Genomic DNA, 19,962 nt, shown 5'->3' on the forward strand with positions numbered 1-19,962 from the left:
ATCGTTTTTAGCGACTGTTTTATTATCTACGGAGTTAATGAATGAAAAGAATCGTACTTTTTTTAGTAACTAACTTGGCAATTATTCTGGTTCTAAGTATTACGCTAAGGTTATTGGGATTTGAAAGAATTCTGGATGCGCAAGGAATCGGGCTCGATATCAATTCGTTGCTTGTATTTGCAGCCGTTTTTGGGTTTGGTGGCTCGCTGATTTCGCTCGCGATGTCCAAATGGACCGCAAAACGAATGACTGGCGCTCAAGTGATTGATATGCCACGCAACGCTCAAGAGCACTGGCTATTCACCACGGTACAAAGACAAGCGCAAGCAGCCGGTATCGGTATGCCAGAAGTAGCCATCTACGAAGCATCGGACGTCAATGCTTTTGCCACTGGCATGTCGAAGAATGAGGCGCTTGTTGCGGTCAGCACCGGATTACTCAATAACATGAACCAAGATGAGGCTGAAGCCGTGCTTGCACATGAAGTCAGCCATATTGCTAATGGCGATATGGTCACCTTGGCACTCATACAAGGTGTTGTTAATACTTTTGTTATCTTCTTTTCTCGAGTGATTGGTCATACAGTTGATCGTGTCATATTCAAAACGGAAGAGGGTCATGGACCTGCTTTCTGGGTCACCACGATCATTGCCGAATTACTATTGGGAGTACTCGCCACTATTATCGTAATGTGGTTTAGTCGACAACGCGAATTTCGCGCTGATGCTGGCGGTGCAAGCCTGGCAGGTAAAAACAAAATGATTGCAGCGTTACGCAGATTGCAAATCAATTCGCAGCAACCGGCGCAACTTCCGGATCAACTTGCCGCATTCGGCATTTCCAGTGATGGTAGTAACAGCCTAAGCAATTTATTCAGAACGCATCCAACTCTGGAAGAAAGAATAGCTGCATTAGAAATGCAAAATTAATAACTTTGAAGACCCGTCATAGCCCGTGCTTCCCAAAGAAAAACCCAATGAAAATCCACAAGTCGTTTTTTATCGGAAGCACGGGAGTGTTTGTTCACATCAAAATAATAAAGCGCAGTGAAATAATCAAGGATCAATTTTAGTAATTTTAGTACCCTGAATACCAAGTCCAGCCATTAATCCTTTTTGATCAAAAACAATTGCATAAATATCGTCTTTAAGCGTAGTCGAAGATAATACTTTTCCAAAACCCTCATCGACTACTACTAAGCTTGGACCTACACCAATTTCCCACCCTGAGCTGTTGTCTATATAAGATAAGGCATCAGTATTCATAAAAAACAATACATAGCCAAATTGTTGTACCCCTGCCTGCAATCCATATGAAGCCGCAATACTATTATAATAGCCGACCGTTTTACCTCCTTGCAAAAGTGCTCCTTTGCCATATTGGGCGCCAGCTATAAAACCTGCTTTCAGGATACTAGGAAAAACAAGAATTCCGACTGCTTTCTGCCCTAGAATTTTTGCACTTGAGTCTGTTGCATAAAGCTTATTTAATGCAGTTGTAGCCTCTTGGTCAATCTGGATAGCTTCGACCGATTTTTCCTGGGCTGGTTTTTGTGTCGTCGAAGTTGAAGTTGAAGTTGAAGTACTTTGATTATCAGAAGTTGACTGACAAGCAGATAATAATACGAATAGAACCATTGTTATCCAGACAATATTTATTTTAATCATAATGCTACCTTTATCTACAATGTTTTTATAAAAGAGAGAATTATCAATTTATGACCACCGCACTGGACTATATTTCAGAACCTGCTTGCAGTAGTTATAAAGTATTTAGATGTTGACTGCCACGTTAACGCTTGGAATTTTGAATTTTATCGTTGACGCCAGAGAGTACTCCGCTGGCAATCTTCCCTATAAGATCAGCCGTTGCGTGTACCAAACTAACACCTGTTTCGAATTGCGCTTGCCCTATTGAAGCAATTTGCTGTTTAAAGACTTCAAGCGTCTCTATCAGTTGCGAACCTACCGCAGTACCGTTATTTTTTGCATGCTGGCCTAAGTCATGCAGAATATCAGCAATCGGTCCTTTTGCCGCATTTGCAGTGTTATGCAATATATCCAAAAACAAGCTTTCCAGACTTTCCAGTTCAGAATGTGCTTGCTTTAATTCTTTCTCAGAAAATTTTTGAGTTTGACCAGCCGCTTCTTCCAGAGCTAGCTTAGAAGCTTGAGCAAAGCTTGCCAAAGCAGAATCTAAACCGGCGACAGCTTCGTGGATTTGTGATTTTGCGGTTTGCGTTTGATTGATAACATGCTGTAGTTGTTGCGTTGCACCATCATGAACACCTTGTATGATAGCGGTAATGATTCTCTGTAATGAAACCAAATCCAAATGATGCGCATTCATAGCATTCAGAGTCAAATGGCGCACTGTTTCTCGTGTATGTAATCCCTTCGCTACAGCTTCTCGTACTTCTTCTTCCAATGCTTCAAGGTGGAAAGTATTATCAGCTTTATCATCCTTCATGATTAGGAATCCTATATTGTATTGGCGTTTATCTTGTACTCATTTTCCCCCTTTCATTCCGATTAGGTCAAGACCGTTCATATAAGAACTTAGCACTTTGGGTATCGTGACACTACCATCGCTATTCTGATAATTCTCTAATACCGCCACTAAGGTCCGCCCTACTGCCAAACCAGACCCGTTTAAAGTGTGCAATAAAGTAGGCTTTCCATTCTCATTACGGAAGCGTGCTTGCATGCGCCGTGCCTGAAATGCTTCGCAATTACTACAAGAAGAAATTTCACGATAAATATTTTGTGCAGGTAACCATACTTCGATATCATAGGTTTTAGCCGCTGAAAAACCCATATCGCCAGTACATAAAGCCATTACACGATAAGGAAGATCAAGCAATTGAAGAATCTTTTCCGCATGACCGACAAGTTGCTCCAGTGCTGAATAAGACTGATCCGGATGCACCAACTGAACTAATTCAACTTTATCAAATTGGTGTTGGCGGATCAATCCACGCGTATCTCGACCATAGCTACCAGCTTCGGAACGGAAACACGGCGTGTGCGAAACATATTTCAACGGCAGCTCTTGCATCGGTACGATTTCGTTACGCACCATATTCGTAATTGGCACTTCGGCGGTTGGAATCAGATGGAACGATGTCCCATTGTCATCTTTAGATACGCCACCTGCCCGAACTGCAAATAAGTCTTCAGAAAATTTCGGTAGTTGCCCAGTGCCACGCAAGCTATCGGCATTCACTAAATATGGTACATAAATTTCCGTGTAACCGTGGTTTTGCGTATGTTGATCCAACATAAACTGCGCCAATGCTCGATGTAGTAAGGAGAGGCTGCCTTTCATCACACTAAAGCGCGCGCCACTTAACTTAGCGGCAGCTTCAAAATCAAGTAATCCCAGTCCTTCACCGATGCTGACATGATCTTTAATCTCAAAATCAAATACTCTAGGTGTACCCCAGTTACGCATTAGCACATTGCCCGTTTCATCTTTACCTTGTGGTACGCTGGAATGAGGTAAATTTGGAATTTCCAGCAAGATTTTCTGCAATTGCTCTTGAACTCGCTCCAATTGAATTTCAGCTTGTTTCAATTCATCACCGAATTGCGCAACCTCTGTCATAATCGCAGTAGCATCTTCGCCTTTACTTTTTGCGTAGCCAATTTTCTTCGATGCGGTATTACGTTGTGCTTGCAATTCCTGTGTTTTGGCTTGAATGGCTTTTCGTTCCGCTTCCAGTGCACTAAATACATCGCTTGGAAAAATATAACCTCTTTTTGCTAATTCGCGAGTAACATTATCCAGATCGGTACGTAGTTGTTGAATCTCTAGCATGTAATGGCTCCAAAACCCAATAATTTTAGAAAGTTATATTTTGCGACTGGCTTGTTCATCCAAAGAACGTAAATAAGCGAGTTTCTCTTGAATCTTTTGTTCCAAACCATAACCAGTCGGTTGATAAAAATTGACTGCCGGCATACCCTCTGGAAAGTAATTTTCTCCAGCCGCATAAGCATCCGGACAATCATGCGCGTAACGATAGTGATCGCCATATCCTATCTGTTTCATGAATTGCGTTGCCGCATTGCGCAAATGAACAGGAACGGGGCGTGATTTATCCTGTGCAATAAACTGACGTGCTTTATTGTAAGCTTTATAAACCGCATTGCTTTTTGGCGCGCATGCCAAATATACGACTGCTTGTGCTAATGCTAATTCACCTTCGGGACTGCCAAGTCGTTCAAAAGTCTCATAAGCATCCAATGTCAGCCGCAAAGCACGTGGGTCCGACAAACCAATATCTTCGGTTGCCATACGCACCAACCTTCTTGCAATATACAAAGCATCGGCGCCACCATCCAACATACGACAAAGCCAGTACAGCGAAGCATCCGGAGCTGAACCACGCACAGATTTATGCAACGCCGAAATCTGTTCATAAAAAGTATCGCCACCCTTGTCAAACTGGCGTGTATTACGTGAAAGTGTATTAACAATATAATCTTTACCAACCTCAAACGCCTCTTTAGGCTCAATAGCATGGTCGATTTGCTCCAATAGATTGAATAAACGACGCGCATCTCCATCGGAAAATTCGATTAATAATTGGCGAGCATCATGAGTAAACTGTAGATGCGGAAAAACGAGCTTGTTCGCGCGTTCAATCAATTGCGATAATTCCAATTCTGATAAAGTCGTGAGTATGTAAACTTGCGCGCGCGACAATAACGCATGATTGATTTCAAACGACGGATTTTCCGTGGTAGCACCGATAAAAGTGATTAATCCTTGCTCTATATACGGTAAAAACGCATCTTGCTGAGATTTATTAAACCGATGAACTTCGTCGACGAACAAAATCGTATGCCGCCCTTTTTGCTGCAATACCAACTCCGCTCGATCCATTGCATGACGAATTTCTTTAACGCCAGACATAACTGCTGACAAAGCAATAAACTCACTATCGAATGAATTCGACATAATGCGCGCCAACGTGGTTTTCCCGGTTCCCGGAGGTCCCCACAAAATCATCGAGTGTAATTTACCGGACTCAAATACGATACGTAAAGGCTTTCCGATGCCTAGTAAATGATTCTGGCCAATAACATCGTTTATATGCTTCGGTCGTAATTGCTCCGCAAGAGGCGCTTGAGGAAGATTGGCTGAAAATAGTACGTTATCATTCACGGATGACATCGGCGTTAAGGGGTGGCGTGAAATTGAACAAACTCTCTGATAGTTGCGGATTCTTTTCTAATTCTGAAAAAGTCAGTAAAGTCGTCTGACCTAAGCTATCTCGTAACGCCATCAGCTTGAGGATACCTTGTGGTGAAAAAGCCATTTGAATAAATTCGAACGTGGTTTCTTTATTTTTAGGAACAGCTTCTAACCACTCCATACCATCTTGCAAGCCAAGCTCTGTTAAATCAAAATTTTCTTCCAAATTGCTATTACCCGCTAATAAGGCAGCCGGGCTACTGCCAATTGCGAGATTAAACGGCCTTATGGTTACTTGATTCAGATCATGATCATAAAACCAAACTTCTTTTCCATTACCTACAATGAGTTGCTCGTAAGGTTTTGCATAAGACCATCGAAATTTTTCAGGGCGTTCAAATTGCATCGAACCTTTAGAATCTTGAATCGTGCGTCGACTCTTGTCATAGAGTGTCTGAGAAAAGTTAGCACTGACTGTACTAGTTTCGGCAATAAATTTTTTTAAATTATCAATTGCGGCCGCTTGCGCTGACATAGGTATCAGGCTGATCAATAATAACGTAAAGAAATGGCTTGAAATTGGCATATGCGTAAAATGTCATAATTTAATCAAATGGTATTGTGCGCGCAAAATGCGCTATTCACTTCGTGATGGCGCGAGTACTTCACGATTGCCATTGCTTTGCATAGCAGACACCAAGCCTGTTCGCTCCATTTCTTCGATAAGACGTGCCGCACGATTATAGCCTATGCGTAAATTCCTTTGCACTAAGGAAATCGAAGCTCGGCGGGTCTTAATAACGATAGCGACAGCTTCATCATACAAAGGATCAGATTCGCCTTCTGATGATTTCTTTGCCTCTAAAATACCTGACATTTCGTTTTCTTCATCATCGGTTTGCAGGATTTCCTCAATATAACAAGGCTCGCCGTGCTCTTTCAAATATTCCACAACTTTATGCACCTCATGATCCGCGACAAAAGCACCATGAACACGTTGCGTATAGCCGCTTCCCGGAGGCAAATACAACATATCGCCTTGTCCAAGCAAGGCTTCGGCACCCATTTGATCCAAAATGGTACGGGAATCGATTTTGCTGGATACTTGAAAAGCAATCCGAGTCGGAATATTGGCTTTGATCAAACCGGTAATCACATCGACCGAAGGACGCTGTGTCGCTAATAGAAGATGGATACCCGATGCGCGCGCCTTCTGGGCAAGCCTTGCAATAAGTTGCTCAACTTTCTTCCCAGCAACCATCATCAAATCAGCCAATTCGTCAATAACTACTACAATCATTGGCAATTCGTCCAAGTATTCCGGTGCTTCATCTGGACCCAATAAAGGATTGATTACCGGTGTTTCCCCTTTTGCGGCATCTTTTATTTTTTGATTATAGCCACTCAGATTGCGCACTCCCAAAGCTGACATTAATTTGTAACGCCTTTCCATTTCAGAAACACACCAGCGCAAAGCGCTTGCTGCTTCACGCATATCGGTTACAACTGGTGTAAGTAAGTGTGAAATACCCTCGTAGACGGATAATTCAAGCATTTTAGGATCGATCAAAATGAGTCGTACTTGCTCCGGTGTAGCTTTATAGACCAAGCTCAATATTACTGCGTTGATAGCCACTGATTTTCCCGATCCGGTAGTACCTGCAACGAGTGCATGAGGCATTTTGGCGAGATCCGATACAATAGCACGACCGCTGATATCCTTACCCAAAGCAATTGTGAGTGGTGAAGCGGAGTCTGCATAAGCTTGGGAACCAAGAATTTCTTGTAAACGAACAATTTGCCGCTTCGGATTTGGTAATTCTAACCCCATGCTGGTCTTTCCAGGAATGGTTTCTACTACACGAATACTCGCCACCGATAGTGCGCGCGCAAGATCTTTGACTAAGTTAATGACTTGGCTGCCTTTAACACCCACTGCCGGTTCAATTTCATAACGCGTAATGACCGGACCAGGAAATGCGGCAACCACTTTAACATCTACACCAAATTCTTTGAGTTTGCGTTCAATCAAGCGTGAAGTAAATTCCAGCGCTTCTTTCGATAAAACCTCAAAATCTTTTTCGGGCTCATCCAATAAATGTAGCGGTGGTAACGAAGAATCCGGCAAATCGGAAAATAACGATGCTTGTTTTTCTTTAATTATCCGTTGAGATTTTGCAATAGCTGAAGTAGGTAATTCAATGTGCAAGGAAGGTGTTTCCTCAATACGTTTCTTCTCATTTTCAACCAACTCGTCACGCACACGTGCTGCGAGCATTCCAGCTAATTTATCTCGTCGTGTTTCCCATTTGTTAATAATGAAAAAAAACAATTCTTCGATTTGTTCACCAATTTTTTCTACGAATCGCACCCACGACAAGCCGGTAAACTGACTAAATCCAACCGCAATCAGAGTAAGCAGTAGTAACGTCGCACCTACAGCGCCAAATACTTTGGAAAAAAAATAACTGATAGCATTGCCAAGAATGCCCCCAGGCGCAAGCGGAAGCGAAGCGTTGATGGTATAGAAACGTAACGACTCTAATCCGCTGCTGGCTATCAGTAGCAACAAAAAACCACCGATAGAAAACATGATCGATTGCTTATCAAAAATACCGCCGGAATCAATTCTGCGATAACTCCAAGCAATCATCGAAAGAAAAAAAGCAATCCACCACCACGCAGATACTCCAAATAAATACAAAAGCAAATCAGCCAACCAAGCACCGGCATATCCTCCAGTATTTTGGATTTCATCAAAAGCTCCGCTGTGCGACCATCCCGCATCGCCTCGATCATAGCTTACAAGAATCATGATCAGGTAAAGTGCAATACCCACCAACAGTAGATAGAAAGATTCTCGCAACAATCGGGCTACTTTGGGCGAAAAAGCATGGCTTGCTGATTTCCTAGCCATAGGTTTGTTTATAAGACTCATTGAGACTCTCGTTATGCCTTTGTCTAAGCGCTACTACCAATTATATAAGATTAACGAAAGGATGATCGTTTAATGCACACTAAAATTATAAGCATCAATAATGCCTATAATTTTAGTGGTTGATAAAATTTACAAAATAGCAATCAAATAATAGCGCTTTAATTTGAAAGATTCTCTCACTGGATAGTTAATCCAAATATTGACCTGGCAAAATGAAGCGAATCGCTTAATTAGCTCTTGAGCGAGACAAAATCGCTGGAACGATATTTTTGTCTTTGTTATTAGCAATCTCCGGCAAAGTGGATACTTGGTGCTTTTCGCTTTGCTTCGAAAGTGACAAAGCGGCTTCAGCTCGTTGATATAAATTTAAACTGCTATCATTTTCTTCGAGGGTGGAAACCCCAATGCTAGCAAAAAATTTATTATTCATTCCATTGGCTGTTGGGAAAGCAGTTTTATTACGAATAATTTCACACACATCTTTTGCTTCGGATAATTCTGTTTCGGGAAACAGTATCACAAATAGCTGTTTATCAATTTGATAAAAAAGATCCGATGTTCTAATTTTAGATCGGATATTACTTGAAATCTTTTGCATAATTTCCACTATGGAATACTGAATTTCTTGATTATGAGCCAATTGACGCAAATCAATGTCAATTAATGCAATCGATAAATTCCGCCGATAGCGTTGGCAACGAAACGTTTCTGTGTTGAGATCAACACTAAATGCGTGCATGTTTTTAAACCCTGAAACAGGGTCAATCAAGTTATTTGTCAATAAAGCAGACATATCAACGTTAGTCTTCTTTATCTTAGTGACCATAATTGTGGCACATACAATCAACAGCAACGTAAGAATTCGATTTATAAAAGAAACTTCTAGCGAAACTACTATATTCCCCGGGGAAAAATAAAAGCCTAGTACAACGAATACAAAGCTTAATATTGAAACAACGTAAGTAAAGTAAGTACCACTCACCCATAAACAGCCAAAAATGACCAATGCATAAGGTATACCCGCAGCCACTCCCACTCCAAGTGGTAAGTTCAAATCAATAATAAAAATGAATATCGTGGCAAAAAAAATAATCAGACTATTTGGAGAAATTGAAATTTCCCTGAAAAAGAATTTTAAGATAACAGCTACCGAATGAATATATTCGCGCATTTGATTTTATTTTAAGCTCATGAAGGCTTGAGTATTTGAATTAAAAATAATAACCGTTTTCGACTTCGCTTCTTATAATTCCAAAAAACTATCAAGACAATAAAAAATAACTTTAAGAACAGTGCATTACCAAATAACCCTCTTAAACCCTATGACCATACTGATTATAGTTTAATAATCCGGGTTCCCGCAATCCGATCATGTAAAAATTGCCGATCACGATCAAAAAATATCCAAATAATTCCAATGCAGAAAAAAGGATAGACAAACAAAGCCAAGAGATAACGTGTTATAGCTTGCTTCTTAGTAACGCCTTCCCCATTCGCACCAACCAAACGTAATTTCCATGTCTGCATAGCAAGTGTTTGTCCTCCATGCGTCCAAAACCAAATGAAATACAATCCCATGATGGTTAGTAAATAAAATTGATAAAGAGGCTTAAAATACTCACTATTCATTTTGGAAAATAAAGGCACAAAAATGAAACTGGCTATAAAAATAATAGCTAACAGTAATAGAAAGTCATAAATCAGGCACAAAATACGTTGCCATAACTTAGGAGTTACGTGAGATGTTATTGTTTCTTGCATAGCTATTATTTCAGGCCATTTCTTGTTTGGTTAGTGATCATTACGTATCATCAAGCGACTATTTGCATAACCCAGCAACAAAATAAAATTCATAGATACAATCCAATTCGTAGTCGACATTAAGATTATATCTCGCATAACCAACAAACAATAAAGTATGAATTGACCACACTTACAGATTGATAATTATTATCGTTTCGGTTAATATTCATGCTTATCAAAGTACTTTTAATCCATTATATCGAAGATCAATCGACTATCGCCATCAAACAGATCACAAGTCAAAGCAGTTTTTGTTTTTAAGTATGCAAACACTTTTATTGTCTCAGAATAAGTATCAAATTTCTCAGCGCAGTATTATATCCTTGCCGGGCTTATTGTTTGTTTTGGCCATTCACGCTGGATTATTATATTTTTTTTGGAATCAGAAATTAATCCCTCCTCCAGAGAAAATGGTGACATTATTTGCGCAATTGATTACGCCAGCAGTACCTATTCGTGAGCAAGCACCTAATCCTGTCAACCTAAAACCTCAACCAGTTAAAATTGAGCCGGTCAAAAAACCACCTCCCCCGGTAAAAGTTAAAGAGCAACAAATGACTACTAAGACAGCAACGAAGCCTGAACAAAAAAAGGTTGAATTGCCACAAAAACACACTTCCGATTTTCTCAACAAAAATACTACCGAGTCAGAACCCACCACGGTAGCTTCTGCTCAACCCACGCAAATGCCGGTGGCACCAATAACGCTATCGTCAGAATTGTCGGTTTCTTGTCCACAGCAAGCAGCGCCTGTTTATCCAGCGATTTCCAGACGCATGAGCGAAGAGGGAAAATTAGTTTTGCGTGTGGAGCTCGATGAAAAGGGTTATGTTGATAATGCGAAAGTAATTAATAGTAGTGGGTATGAGCGCCTTGATAACGCTGCATTAACTGCGGTAAAGAGCTGGCATTGCAATCCATCGCTACGCGATGGCCAGCCGGTTCGAGCAGTTGCACTGCAACCTTTTAATTTTGTTTTGCAAGGAAACTAATAGATATGGAACATGGTCTTGGATTCGCAAGTTTTCTTGCGCAGATCGATGAAGTAGGCATGGTTGTTTTAGCATTACTTGTTTCACTTTCTGTGGCAAGCTGGTATTTAATTATTACAAAAGGCATCGCAAACTTTGTTGCAAAACGTCGTGCCGAATCTTTTCTTGCTCGCTTTTGGAGCCTCGATTCACTTCGAGCGGCAAAAATAGATTTCAAAGATCACGAACCTGATAATGCATTTGCCGAGTTGGCCAAATTGGGTATTAATGCTGCAAATGACTCGGAAAACTATCATTCTCACAAGCTTGCGGCAGCAGGCGGTCTCAGCGAGTTGATTACTCGCACATTGCGTAATGGTATCGATCAAGAAGCCATGCGGGTTGAAAGTGGATTGACTTTGATCGCTTCAGCCGGCTCAGCCGCCCCTTATATTGGCTTGTTTGGAACGGTCTGGGGCATTTATCATGCTTTAATCCAAATTGGCCTTTCTGGTCAAGGCACGTTAGACAAAGTAGCTGGACCAGTTGGAGAGGCCTTAATCATGACCGCATTAGGTTTGGCTGTAGCTATTCCAGCTGTGCTTGCATATAACGCCTTCGTGCGCAGGAATCGAATATGGCTGGCACGTTTGGAAGCATTCGCACATGATCTTTTTACCCTAATTACTGTCAATGCAGATAAAGCATCCACATCAACAGCGGGTCAAATGAAACATTCTGCAGAGCATACCGATTCACCATTAACACCCTATAATGGTGCAGCAAATGCTCAAGCAATTTCTACAAATGAGAGGTTATAGCGATGGCTTTTGGTGGCGACATACAAAATAGTGGCGGCCAAGTACCTATGTCCGAAATCAATGTTGTCCCGTTGGTTGACGTCATGTTGGTGTTATTGATCATTTTCATTATTACTGCGCCATTATTGACGCATTCTGTCAAAATCGATTTACCGAAAGCTGACAACGTACCTAATATTACACAAATCGAAAATATAGAATTAGCCATTCAAGCAGATGGCAGTCTATTCTGGAACGGTCAGCCGGTAGAGTTCAATGAATTAACATCACGCTTTACCTCGACAGTAGCTGAAGCACCGGAAATCGAACTGCATATTCGCGCAGACAAGCTGTCTCCCTATCAACATGTTGCTCGTGTAATGAGTACTGCGGCTAAAGCAGGGGTAGCAAAAATTGGGTTTATTATGGACCCTTCCGAAGAATAAACCCCACGAAACACCAAACTCATTTCATAGAAGAAATAGGGCTTACTTAATCGAACTCATAATCTTCTTCAGGATTAGTCTTTCTCCGTTTGGAATGAAAATTAACTAAGAATCAGCTCGGGGCTTACCCCCGAGATTTCCGTTAAAACACACTGACGATCCCTACGAAATAATGCGCACGACAAAACACTTTGGCAACGTGTTTTAGGAAAAAAATTACCTAATCCATCCACACGCATGATCCTGAAGTAACCTATCATTTTTCAAGTGGCCAGCCAATCAATAACACCGTAATCGTAATAATTGCTGTCAGAATATTCATCGGTATGCCGGCTTTCAGGAAATCGATAAAATGATAACGCCCGGGACCGTACACCATCATATTGGTTTGATAACCAAGCGGCGTAGCAAAACTCGCAGAAGCAGCCATCATGATCGCCAAAACGAAAGGCACATTGTTTAAATCTGCCTTTCCCGTAATTTCCAGTACGATCGGTAACATCAACAAAGCCGCTGCATTGTTAGTAATGACTTCGGTCAATATCGAAATGGCTATATAGGTTAGAATCAACAATAACCAGGGTCTGCCTCCACTCAAATCGACAATATTCTCCGCCAAATACTTCGCCACACCGGTTTTTTCAAGTGCCACTCCTAAAGCAAAAGAACAGGCAATGGTAATGATCACTTTCAAATCCAAGCTCCTTTCTGCTTGATTCGCAGAACAACATCCGGTCAAGATCATCAAACCTGAGCCAATCAGTGAAGCATTTAGCATGCTAATGATCTCGAAGCTTGCCAACGTAATAATGCTCACCAAAATAACCCAGGCGATATAAGCCTTTTCATGTCTTGGTGATTCTGTTCGCAAATCACTAATCACTAAAAAATCTTTGTTATATTTTTGGCGGCTAATGAAAGCGGGTCTGGCTTCAAGTAATAACGTATCGCCGGCTTCCAAGATAATGCTGCCGAGATTTCCTTTGATGCGCTCACCGTTCCGGGCAACCGCCAGTACTGCTGCGCCATATTGAGCACGAAATTTCGCCTCTCGAATCGCAAAACCGAGCGCTGAACAATGTGGCGAAACAACAACTTCCACCAAGCGCCTTTCAGCATGCCGTAAATTAAAGGTCTCGGTTTGTTCTTCTTCGGTAGAAGGCACAATTCCGTTAATCCGCAGCAAATCTGAAATAGCTTCCGTATCCCCGGCAAACACGAGCCGATCTCCTCCTTGTAGCACTTCCTCCGGTGAAACAACCGTGATCGGCATACCATTACGATCGATCTCTACCAAGTAAATTCGTCGCAAATGCCGCAATCCAGCTTGTTCAATAGTTTTTCCGACTAAAGGTCCACTTGGTGCAACGGATACTTCCAAGGTAAATTCACGTAAATTAGCAAAAGTATGATCTTGGCTATGATCTGGTAATAACTTTGGGAAAGTTAACCACATGAGTACAAAACCTGCGATAGCTACCGGCAGTCCTACTGCAGTAATTGAAAACAAAGAAAAACCGACTTCTCCTGTAAGTGCTTGGTACTGCCCATTGACGATCAAATTGGTGCTAGTACCAATTAAGGTAACTGTACCACCCAGTATTGCCGTATAGCTAAGCGGAATCATCAGTTTAGAAGGCGAAACACCAATCTTCCGACTCCAACTATATATGGCCGGAATCATGGTTGCCACAACCGGCGTGTTATTCAGAAAACTACTGAGAAAAGCAACCGGCCAAAACATACGGTTCAGTGCGGCACGAGGAGTTCTAGGTCTACCCAGCAACAAATTCACTAATAAATCAATCGCACCTGATGCATGCATACCCGCAGCCACAACAAACATGCCGACAACGGTAATAAGCCCAGAATTACTAAAACCACTTAACGCATCATTGGCCTTCAAAATTCCAGTCGTGCTTAAAATCGTCAATGCACCGGCCATAATCAGATGAGGACCTACCCGAGTAAATATCAATGAAGCCAATACCGAGACACACAATCCTAATACAAACCAGCCCTGCCATTCCATAACCATACTCCTGAAAAATTCTGCAATATATACTTCGATAATTCAATTGAAATTAATAATTCGTTATATTTAATAGTAACGTGCGGTGCGATTTTGACATCATACGATAACAGAGCAATTTATTATGTATTTGACATACTTAAATGCTTCTTACAAAAAATCAATTCAATAATCATCAATTCAGTCCATGAACCGAAATAAATCGATTTTTCATATCACTTGACTTAGTGAGCGCATGACCTTTTCAGGTCTTCAAAAGAGACGCGCAGGTCGAATCCTGGTAATATCCTCAGGCGGCACGATTGGGTGCGTACAGAAGGAAACTGTAATACCGTTATGACAAAAGTATTCATCAGTTATAGTCACGATAATGCGGCACATCAACAACGAGTTTATGCGCTGGCGGATCGTTTAAAAAGTGATGGTGTCGATATTATACTGGATCGGGATTGGGATCGCTTTGGTGGTCCTGATGAAGGCTGGGATAAGTGGTCGGAAATGCAAGCCGAAAAAACCGAGATCGTCCTATCCGTATTTACACCGGAATATCGCAAATGCTGGGACGGCGACCAAATTCCCGGCATGCGCCTCGGCGCAATCCACGAACTCAAGGTACTTTATCGACGGCTTTACAATGCCGCTTCACAAATCAATTTCTATCGCATTCTGATCTTCGACGATGATCATCGTAACAGTATTCCGACTTTCTTGGCGGGATTGCCAGCCTTCGATGTTCATAGGAACTATACTGAAATTTTGGCTTGGCTTCGCCTAAAAGGCGCTGCTGCTTCTAATCAATCCGATATCAACTTGACCTGGCCCATCATACCCACTGAATACCAGTGGGCGCTAGCCGATCGCAAAGAGACATTTAAAGCATTTCAAAGCATGGTCGAGCAAAAATCACCATACCGTATCCTGTTGATCCAAGGCGCCAGCAATACCGGCAAGACCATACTGCTTCGCGAATTATTCAAGCTAGCACAATCGATTAATTTATGTTCGGTATTACTCGACTTGAAAGGTTGTCCCAATCTAAACGAATTGCTGGATTTATTAGCACTCGATGTCGATTCAAGTGTCTTACCGTCATTTCACAGCGCCAACGGATCAGCACGAAAACTTGCTCTATTGAAAGATTTGGAAAACTTAAAAACACCTTTATTAATCGGATTCGATACTTATCAACACATTGCACCGGATATCGCAGAATGGCTGGAAGGTCAATTTTTGCGCCGCATCACGCAATGCCCTGGATTACTGGTGCTAATTTCCGGCCAAGCAGTACCAGACCAAGTCAGATATCCGTGGAACGATCGGGCGGAATTGCATCGGTTACAACCCATTCGCGATATCCAATATTGGCGCGAATATGTGGATCGAGTTTTGCATAATACGCAAATCACCACGGACCACCTCGAAATGTTGATTCACGTGTATCAAGGCGACCCCGGTCAAACCAGTGCTGTGTTGCGGTCATTCTCCGGTAAAAAAGAGTGTTAATAGGCAAACCATGGATATACAACAAACCCTCAATCAACTCCAGCAAGCACAAAATGATCCAGATCCGCAAGCACTGACAGTAGCAACGGCCCAAATCGCCTGTGCTCGAATTCATCCCGATTTGTTTGAAATCTTGCAGGCCGCTTCGATCCCGCATTGGTTCGATATAGAAATACTCGCCCACCTGTTGCATACCGACACCGATACCGCGTCGTATTGGTTAGATCGATTGAAACAATTGCCCATGGTCGAGAGCTATGCTGCACGTCAAGCTTGGAATGTACACGAGACGACTCGGTTGGCACTGCGTAGCTCACTATTCAATACCGATTCGGAACAATTTAAGGCGCTCTCTAAACGTGGTGCGGATTACTTTACCGGCTTGGAAGCATTTCATCGCATTGAACACATTTACCATGTATTATGCATTGGCGATCCTAGCGCAGCCAAACAATTGCTCGCTCTCTATCATGATTGGCACCGTACCGGAGAATACGATGCGCAACAAACTTTGGCGCTGGTATTGCAAGAATTGTTACAGAAAAACTTACTGGACGGTGTAAACCTTGGCAGAGCACTGATCACCCGAGGTTGGATTCGTACCGGCCGCATACCGCTCAAACAAGTCATAGCCCAAACCCGTCAAGCCATGGCTTTATTCGTGAAAGCCGGAGATAAATATGGCGAAGCCGACGCTCATCAATGGCTGGGCCGCACCCTGCAAGCTCAAGGCGATCTGAAAGGGGCACTGCAAGCATATCAAGCTGGATTGAACATCATGCATCAGCTATGCGAGCGCGATCCTGACAATAGCGATTGGCAGCGAGACCTGTCGGTTTCGCATAACTGTATAGGCAGAATCCTACAAGCTCAAGGCGATCTGAAAGGCGCACAGCAATCGTATCAAGCTTATATGGCTATCATGCGCCGATTATGCGAGCGCGATCCTGACAATAGCGATTGGCAGCGCGAGCTGTCGGTTTCGCATAACTGTATAGGTAGTATCCTACAAGCTCAAGGCGATCTGAAAGGCGCGCAACAAGAATATCAGACTGATTTGAACATCATGCATCGACTATGCAAACGCGACCCTAACAATAGCGATTGGCAACGGGATCTGTCGGTTTCGCATAACTACATAGGCAGTATCCTACAAGCACAAGGCGATCTGAAAGGTGCACTGCAAGCGTATCAAGCTTATATGACTATCATGCGCCGACTATGCGAGCGCGATCCTGACAATAGCGATTGGCAGCGCGAGCTGTCGGTTTCGCATAACTGTATAGGCAGTATCCTAAAAGCACAAGGCGACCTAGGAGGCGCGCTGCAAGCATATCAAGCTTATATGGCTATCATTCGCAAGCTATGCGAGCACGATCCTGACAATAGCGATTGGCAGCGGGATCTGTCGGTTTCGCATAGCTGTATAGGCAAAATCCTACAAGCACAAAGCGATCTGAAAGGTGCGCTGCAAGAATATCAAGCTTATATGGCTATCATGCGCCGGCTATGCGAGCACGATCCTGACAATAGCGACTGGCAGAGGGAGTTATCGGTTTCGCATAGTTGTATAGGCAGTATCCTACAAGCACAAGGCGATCTGAAAGGTGCGCTGCAAGAATATCAAACTCATATGGCTATCATGCGCCGGCTATGCGAGCGCGATCCTGACAATAGCGATTGGCAGCGGGAACTGTCGGTTTCGCATAACTGTATAGGCAACATCCTAGAAGCACAGGGTGATCTGAAAGGCGCGCAGCAAGAATATCAAGCTCATATGGCTATCATGCGCCGACTATGCGAGCGCGATCCTGATAATAGCGATTGGCAGCGGGAACTGTCGGTTTCGCATAACTGTATAGGCAGCATCCTACAAGCACATAAAAATTTAACCGAAGCACGGACGCATCGGGAAACAAGTTTAGCAATCATGCAACGCTTAATACAACTCGACGCCACAAATATTCAGTGGCAGCAAGACCTACAAGAATCTCTTCAGGCTTTGGAAGCTTTAAAAAATTACATGCAGCAAGACCTACAAAAATCTCTTCAGGATTTAGAAACTTTAAAAAGCCGTACCGACAAACCCGATGGTTAGAATAACCATTTGCACGTCATCGATAAGCCCCAGATCAAAGTATTGTAAAGATTACGATCCATTCTTCATGTGGTTTTTAGCAATCCAGTTTAGTATTCACGATTCAGGATTTGATTGCAGCGCATGAGTCCAGTACAGCATAAAACCGGTGAACAACATACCACCGAACAAATTGCCTGCGATCACCGGAATACCGTTCCACAACCACCAATCCCACCAAGAGATGGGAGCACCCAGTAAAATCCCCGCAGGAATGACGAACATATTCACAATCGCATGCTCATAGCCCAAACCAAAGAATGTCATGATGGGCAACCACATCGCGACAATTTTTCCAATCGTGGCTGTCGACGTGAAAGCCATCACAGCGCCCAGCGTCACCATCCAATTACACAAGATCGCACTGGTAAAAGCGGTTACCGTTCCATCCCAACCCAATTTTGCGTATTCGAGCGTCTTAGCCTCCGCGATCATGATCGTGCGTTGCAACGCTGGTAGCGTTTCCGGGTCGACCGTACCCATTTTGGTCGCCACGATACAATACAAATAAGCATACGTTACACTGCCCAAAAAATTCCCCAGCAAAACCCAAAACCAATTCTTCAATAACGATTGATATGAAATTCTATGATCTTTGACAGCAATCGGTATCAACGCAAAATTACTGGTTGCCAATTCCAATCCAAGCAGTACGATCATGACTAAACCAATTGGAAACACCACTGCACCCACGATCCCCCACCCGGTTTGTGTTGTTGCCAGTATGGCCAACGTAGTGGCATATCCCAAAAAAGCGCCCGCCAGAAAACCGCGAATCAATAAGTGCTTGACTGGTAAGGCAGCTTTCTTAGCACCTGCCTGTAGCATGCTTTCAACAACGTCATGTGGTTTTACGTAACTCACGCCCGCGCGCTCCTTCCATTCAAATCAAATCGGCAATTTTACTGTATATAGTTGGTTTGTGATGCAAGCGCATCGGCTTCCGGCAGAAAAATTTGCAGCAAATCATTCAGGAAACGCTTGCCTAAAATAGTGGGTTTGATATGAAAAGCATTACTTACGATTAAGCCACGCTGTTCGGCTTCTTGTAATTGCGATTGAATGACATTCAGTGACAATCCGGTACGTTCCTGAAACAACTTCGTCTCAAATCCATTATGAAGCCGCAGAGCATTCATCATGAATTCAAAGCTGCGATCAGCATTTGAAAGTACCTGTTGCGTTTGAGTGAACGATGCTCCATCGCGACCGCGCGCCAGATATTCCTTGGGTTGTTTGTAACGCATTTGTCGAATAATTTTATCGGCAAAGCTGATTTTACTGTGCGCACCCGCACCGATACCAAGATAGTCACCGAACAACCAGTAATTCAAATTATGCCGCGATTCTTTTCCCGGTTGGGCGAACGCCGAAGTTTCATAGTGACTATAGCCTTTCTGCCGCAAGGTTAGTTCGATGCTGTCCTGCATCGCAGCGGTTTGTTCATCATCAGGCAAGGATGGTGGATAACGATGAAACAGCGTATTCGATTCCAATGTCAGATGATAGGCGGAAAGATGCGAAACACCGAATGCACAGGCCGTATCGATATCACGTTGCGCTTCGGCGAATGTTTGCCCAGGTAAAGCATACATCAAGTCCAGATTAATCGTATCGAAGTTATCTTGAGCAATTTCCACGGCACGCAATGCTTCCTGATCGTCGTGCACACGACCGATTGCTTTCAACCGATCGGGATTAAAACTTTGAATACCGATGGATAATCGGTTAATTCCGGCCAATCGATAATCTGCAAATTTTTGTGCTTCAAAAGTCCCGGGATTAGCTTCCAGCGTAACTTCGGCAAAATGCTCCAGTGGCATCAAAGTGCGCACTGCCGTTAAGATTCGATCAATCGAAGATGCGCTGAACAAGCTCGGCGTGCCACCACCAAAAAATACGCTGTTGATCCGCCTACCCCATACATCTGATAATGCCATTTCTAGGTCGCGCATCAATGCTGCGACATAGCTCTCCTCCAGCAACGATTGCTCATCGCCGACGGAATGAACCGCATGCGAATTGAAGTCGCAATAAGGGCATTTTTTCAGACACCACGGAATATGAATGTACAAACTCAATGGCGGTAATGCCAGTAATTTAGGAATCGTACTCATTACAATTTTGCTT

The 19,962-nt window shown here is 42.9% G+C and carries 17 protein-coding genes; 6 read left to right on the forward strand and 11 right to left on the reverse strand.

Translation table 11 applies throughout. From position 1 onward, the window contains the following. Positions 1 to 41: 41 nt before the first annotated feature. Positions 42 to 929 carry a protease HtpX gene (htpX, locus tag W03_RS06480; RefSeq protein ID WP_244072197.1) on the forward strand — a complete coding sequence of 296 codons (888 nt, stop codon included), beginning with the start codon at positions 42 to 44 and terminating at the stop codon, positions 927 to 929. A 126-nt stretch (positions 930 to 1,055) separates the two neighbouring features. Here htpX and W03_RS06485 read toward each other — a convergent pair whose 3' ends face one another. From W03_RS06485 to W03_RS06520, 8 genes are all read right to left on the reverse strand, one after another. Next, positions 1,056 to 1,667, reverse strand: coding sequence for a YSC84-related protein (locus tag W03_RS06485; RefSeq protein WP_244072198.1), 612 nt, complete (start codon positions 1,665 to 1,667; stop codon positions 1,056 to 1,058). Between the two features lie 124 nt (positions 1,668 to 1,791). Then, entirely contained in the window at positions 1,792 to 2,469 is a 678-nt protein-coding gene (locus tag W03_RS06490) for a DUF6781 family protein (RefSeq protein ID WP_244072199.1), read from the reverse strand. Between the two features lie 39 nt (positions 2,470 to 2,508). After that, on the reverse strand, positions 2,509 to 3,819 hold the full coding sequence (gene serS, locus W03_RS06495) for a serine--tRNA ligase (RefSeq protein WP_244072200.1): 1,311 nt from the start codon (positions 3,817 to 3,819) through the stop codon (positions 2,509 to 2,511). Between the two features lie 33 nt (positions 3,820 to 3,852). Further along, on the reverse strand, positions 3,853 to 5,181 hold the full coding sequence (locus tag W03_RS06500; RefSeq protein ID WP_244072201.1) for a replication-associated recombination protein A: 1,329 nt from the start codon (positions 5,179 to 5,181) through the stop codon (positions 3,853 to 3,855). Continuing rightward, complete coding sequence (gene lolA / locus W03_RS06505) at positions 5,165 to 5,788, reverse strand: outer membrane lipoprotein chaperone LolA (protein ID WP_244072202.1); 624 nt, start codon at positions 5,786 to 5,788, stop codon at positions 5,165 to 5,167. Before lolA ends, W03_RS06500 begins: the two co-directional genes overlap by 17 nt. A gap of 51 nt (positions 5,789 to 5,839) precedes the next feature. Continuing rightward, positions 5,840 to 8,140 carry a DNA translocase FtsK gene (locus W03_RS06510; protein ID WP_244072203.1) on the reverse strand — a complete coding sequence of 767 codons (2,301 nt, stop codon included), beginning with the start codon at positions 8,138 to 8,140 and terminating at the stop codon, positions 5,840 to 5,842. A 226-nt stretch (positions 8,141 to 8,366) separates the two neighbouring features. Next, positions 8,367 to 9,311, reverse strand: a complete 945-nt coding sequence (locus tag W03_RS06515) for a diguanylate cyclase (protein ID WP_244072204.1) — start codon at positions 9,309 to 9,311, stop codon at positions 8,367 to 8,369. A gap of 164 nt (positions 9,312 to 9,475) precedes the next feature. Continuing rightward, a complete protein-coding gene (locus tag W03_RS06520) occupies positions 9,476 to 9,901 on the reverse strand; it encodes an RDD family protein (protein ID WP_244072205.1) in 426 nt (141 codons plus the stop codon). Between the two features lie 305 nt (positions 9,902 to 10,206). Between W03_RS06520 and W03_RS06525 the strand changes: the two genes are divergently transcribed. Genes W03_RS06525 through W03_RS06535 form a run of 3 tightly spaced genes read left to right on the forward strand, consistent with a single transcriptional unit; the run spans position 10,207 to position 12,160 of the window. Beyond that, positions 10,207 to 10,935 carry an energy transducer TonB gene (locus tag W03_RS06525; protein ID WP_244072206.1) on the forward strand — a complete coding sequence of 243 codons (729 nt, stop codon included), beginning with the start codon at positions 10,207 to 10,209 and terminating at the stop codon, positions 10,933 to 10,935. Between the two features lie 5 nt (positions 10,936 to 10,940). Beyond that, positions 10,941 to 11,735 carry a MotA/TolQ/ExbB proton channel family protein gene (locus tag W03_RS06530; protein ID WP_244072207.1) on the forward strand — a complete coding sequence of 265 codons (795 nt, stop codon included), beginning with the start codon at positions 10,941 to 10,943 and terminating at the stop codon, positions 11,733 to 11,735. A gap of 2 nt (positions 11,736 to 11,737) precedes the next feature. Then, positions 11,738 to 12,160: a biopolymer transporter ExbD gene (locus W03_RS06535; RefSeq protein WP_244072208.1), complete on the forward strand. Its 423-nt coding sequence runs from the start codon at positions 11,738 to 11,740 to the stop codon at positions 12,158 to 12,160. Between the two features lie 256 nt (positions 12,161 to 12,416). Here W03_RS06535 and W03_RS06540 read toward each other — a convergent pair whose 3' ends face one another. Further along, the gene (locus W03_RS06540) at positions 12,417 to 14,192 is read right to left on the reverse strand and encodes an SLC13 family permease (protein ID WP_244072209.1); all 1,776 of its coding nucleotides are present in this window, start codon (positions 14,190 to 14,192) and stop codon (positions 12,417 to 12,419) included. Positions 14,193 to 14,528: 336 nt separating this feature from the next. Between W03_RS06540 and W03_RS06545 the strand changes: the two genes are divergently transcribed. After that, a complete protein-coding gene (locus W03_RS06545) occupies positions 14,529 to 15,695 on the forward strand; it encodes an SEFIR domain-containing protein (protein ID WP_244072210.1) in 1,167 nt (388 codons plus the stop codon). Positions 15,696 to 15,705: 10 nt separating this feature from the next. Beyond that, positions 15,706 to 17,793 carry a hypothetical protein gene (locus tag W03_RS06550; RefSeq protein WP_244072211.1) on the forward strand — a complete coding sequence of 696 codons (2,088 nt, stop codon included), beginning with the start codon at positions 15,706 to 15,708 and terminating at the stop codon, positions 17,791 to 17,793. A gap of 96 nt (positions 17,794 to 17,889) precedes the next feature. Here W03_RS06550 and W03_RS06555 read toward each other — a convergent pair whose 3' ends face one another. Together W03_RS06555 and hemW are read right to left on the reverse strand one after the other, a co-directional pair. After that, positions 17,890 to 18,696: a formate/nitrite transporter family protein gene (locus W03_RS06555; RefSeq protein WP_244072212.1), complete on the reverse strand. Its 807-nt coding sequence runs from the start codon at positions 18,694 to 18,696 to the stop codon at positions 17,890 to 17,892. 38 nt (positions 18,697 to 18,734) lie between these two features. After that, the gene (hemW, locus tag W03_RS06560; RefSeq protein WP_244072213.1) at positions 18,735 to 19,949 is read right to left on the reverse strand and encodes a radical SAM family heme chaperone HemW; all 1,215 of its coding nucleotides are present in this window, start codon (positions 19,947 to 19,949) and stop codon (positions 18,735 to 18,737) included. Positions 19,950 to 19,962: the final 13 nt, after the last annotated feature.

The organism is Nitrosomonas sp. PY1, from assembly GCF_022836435.1.
Lineage (GTDB): Bacteria > Pseudomonadota > Gammaproteobacteria > Burkholderiales > Nitrosomonadaceae > Nitrosomonas.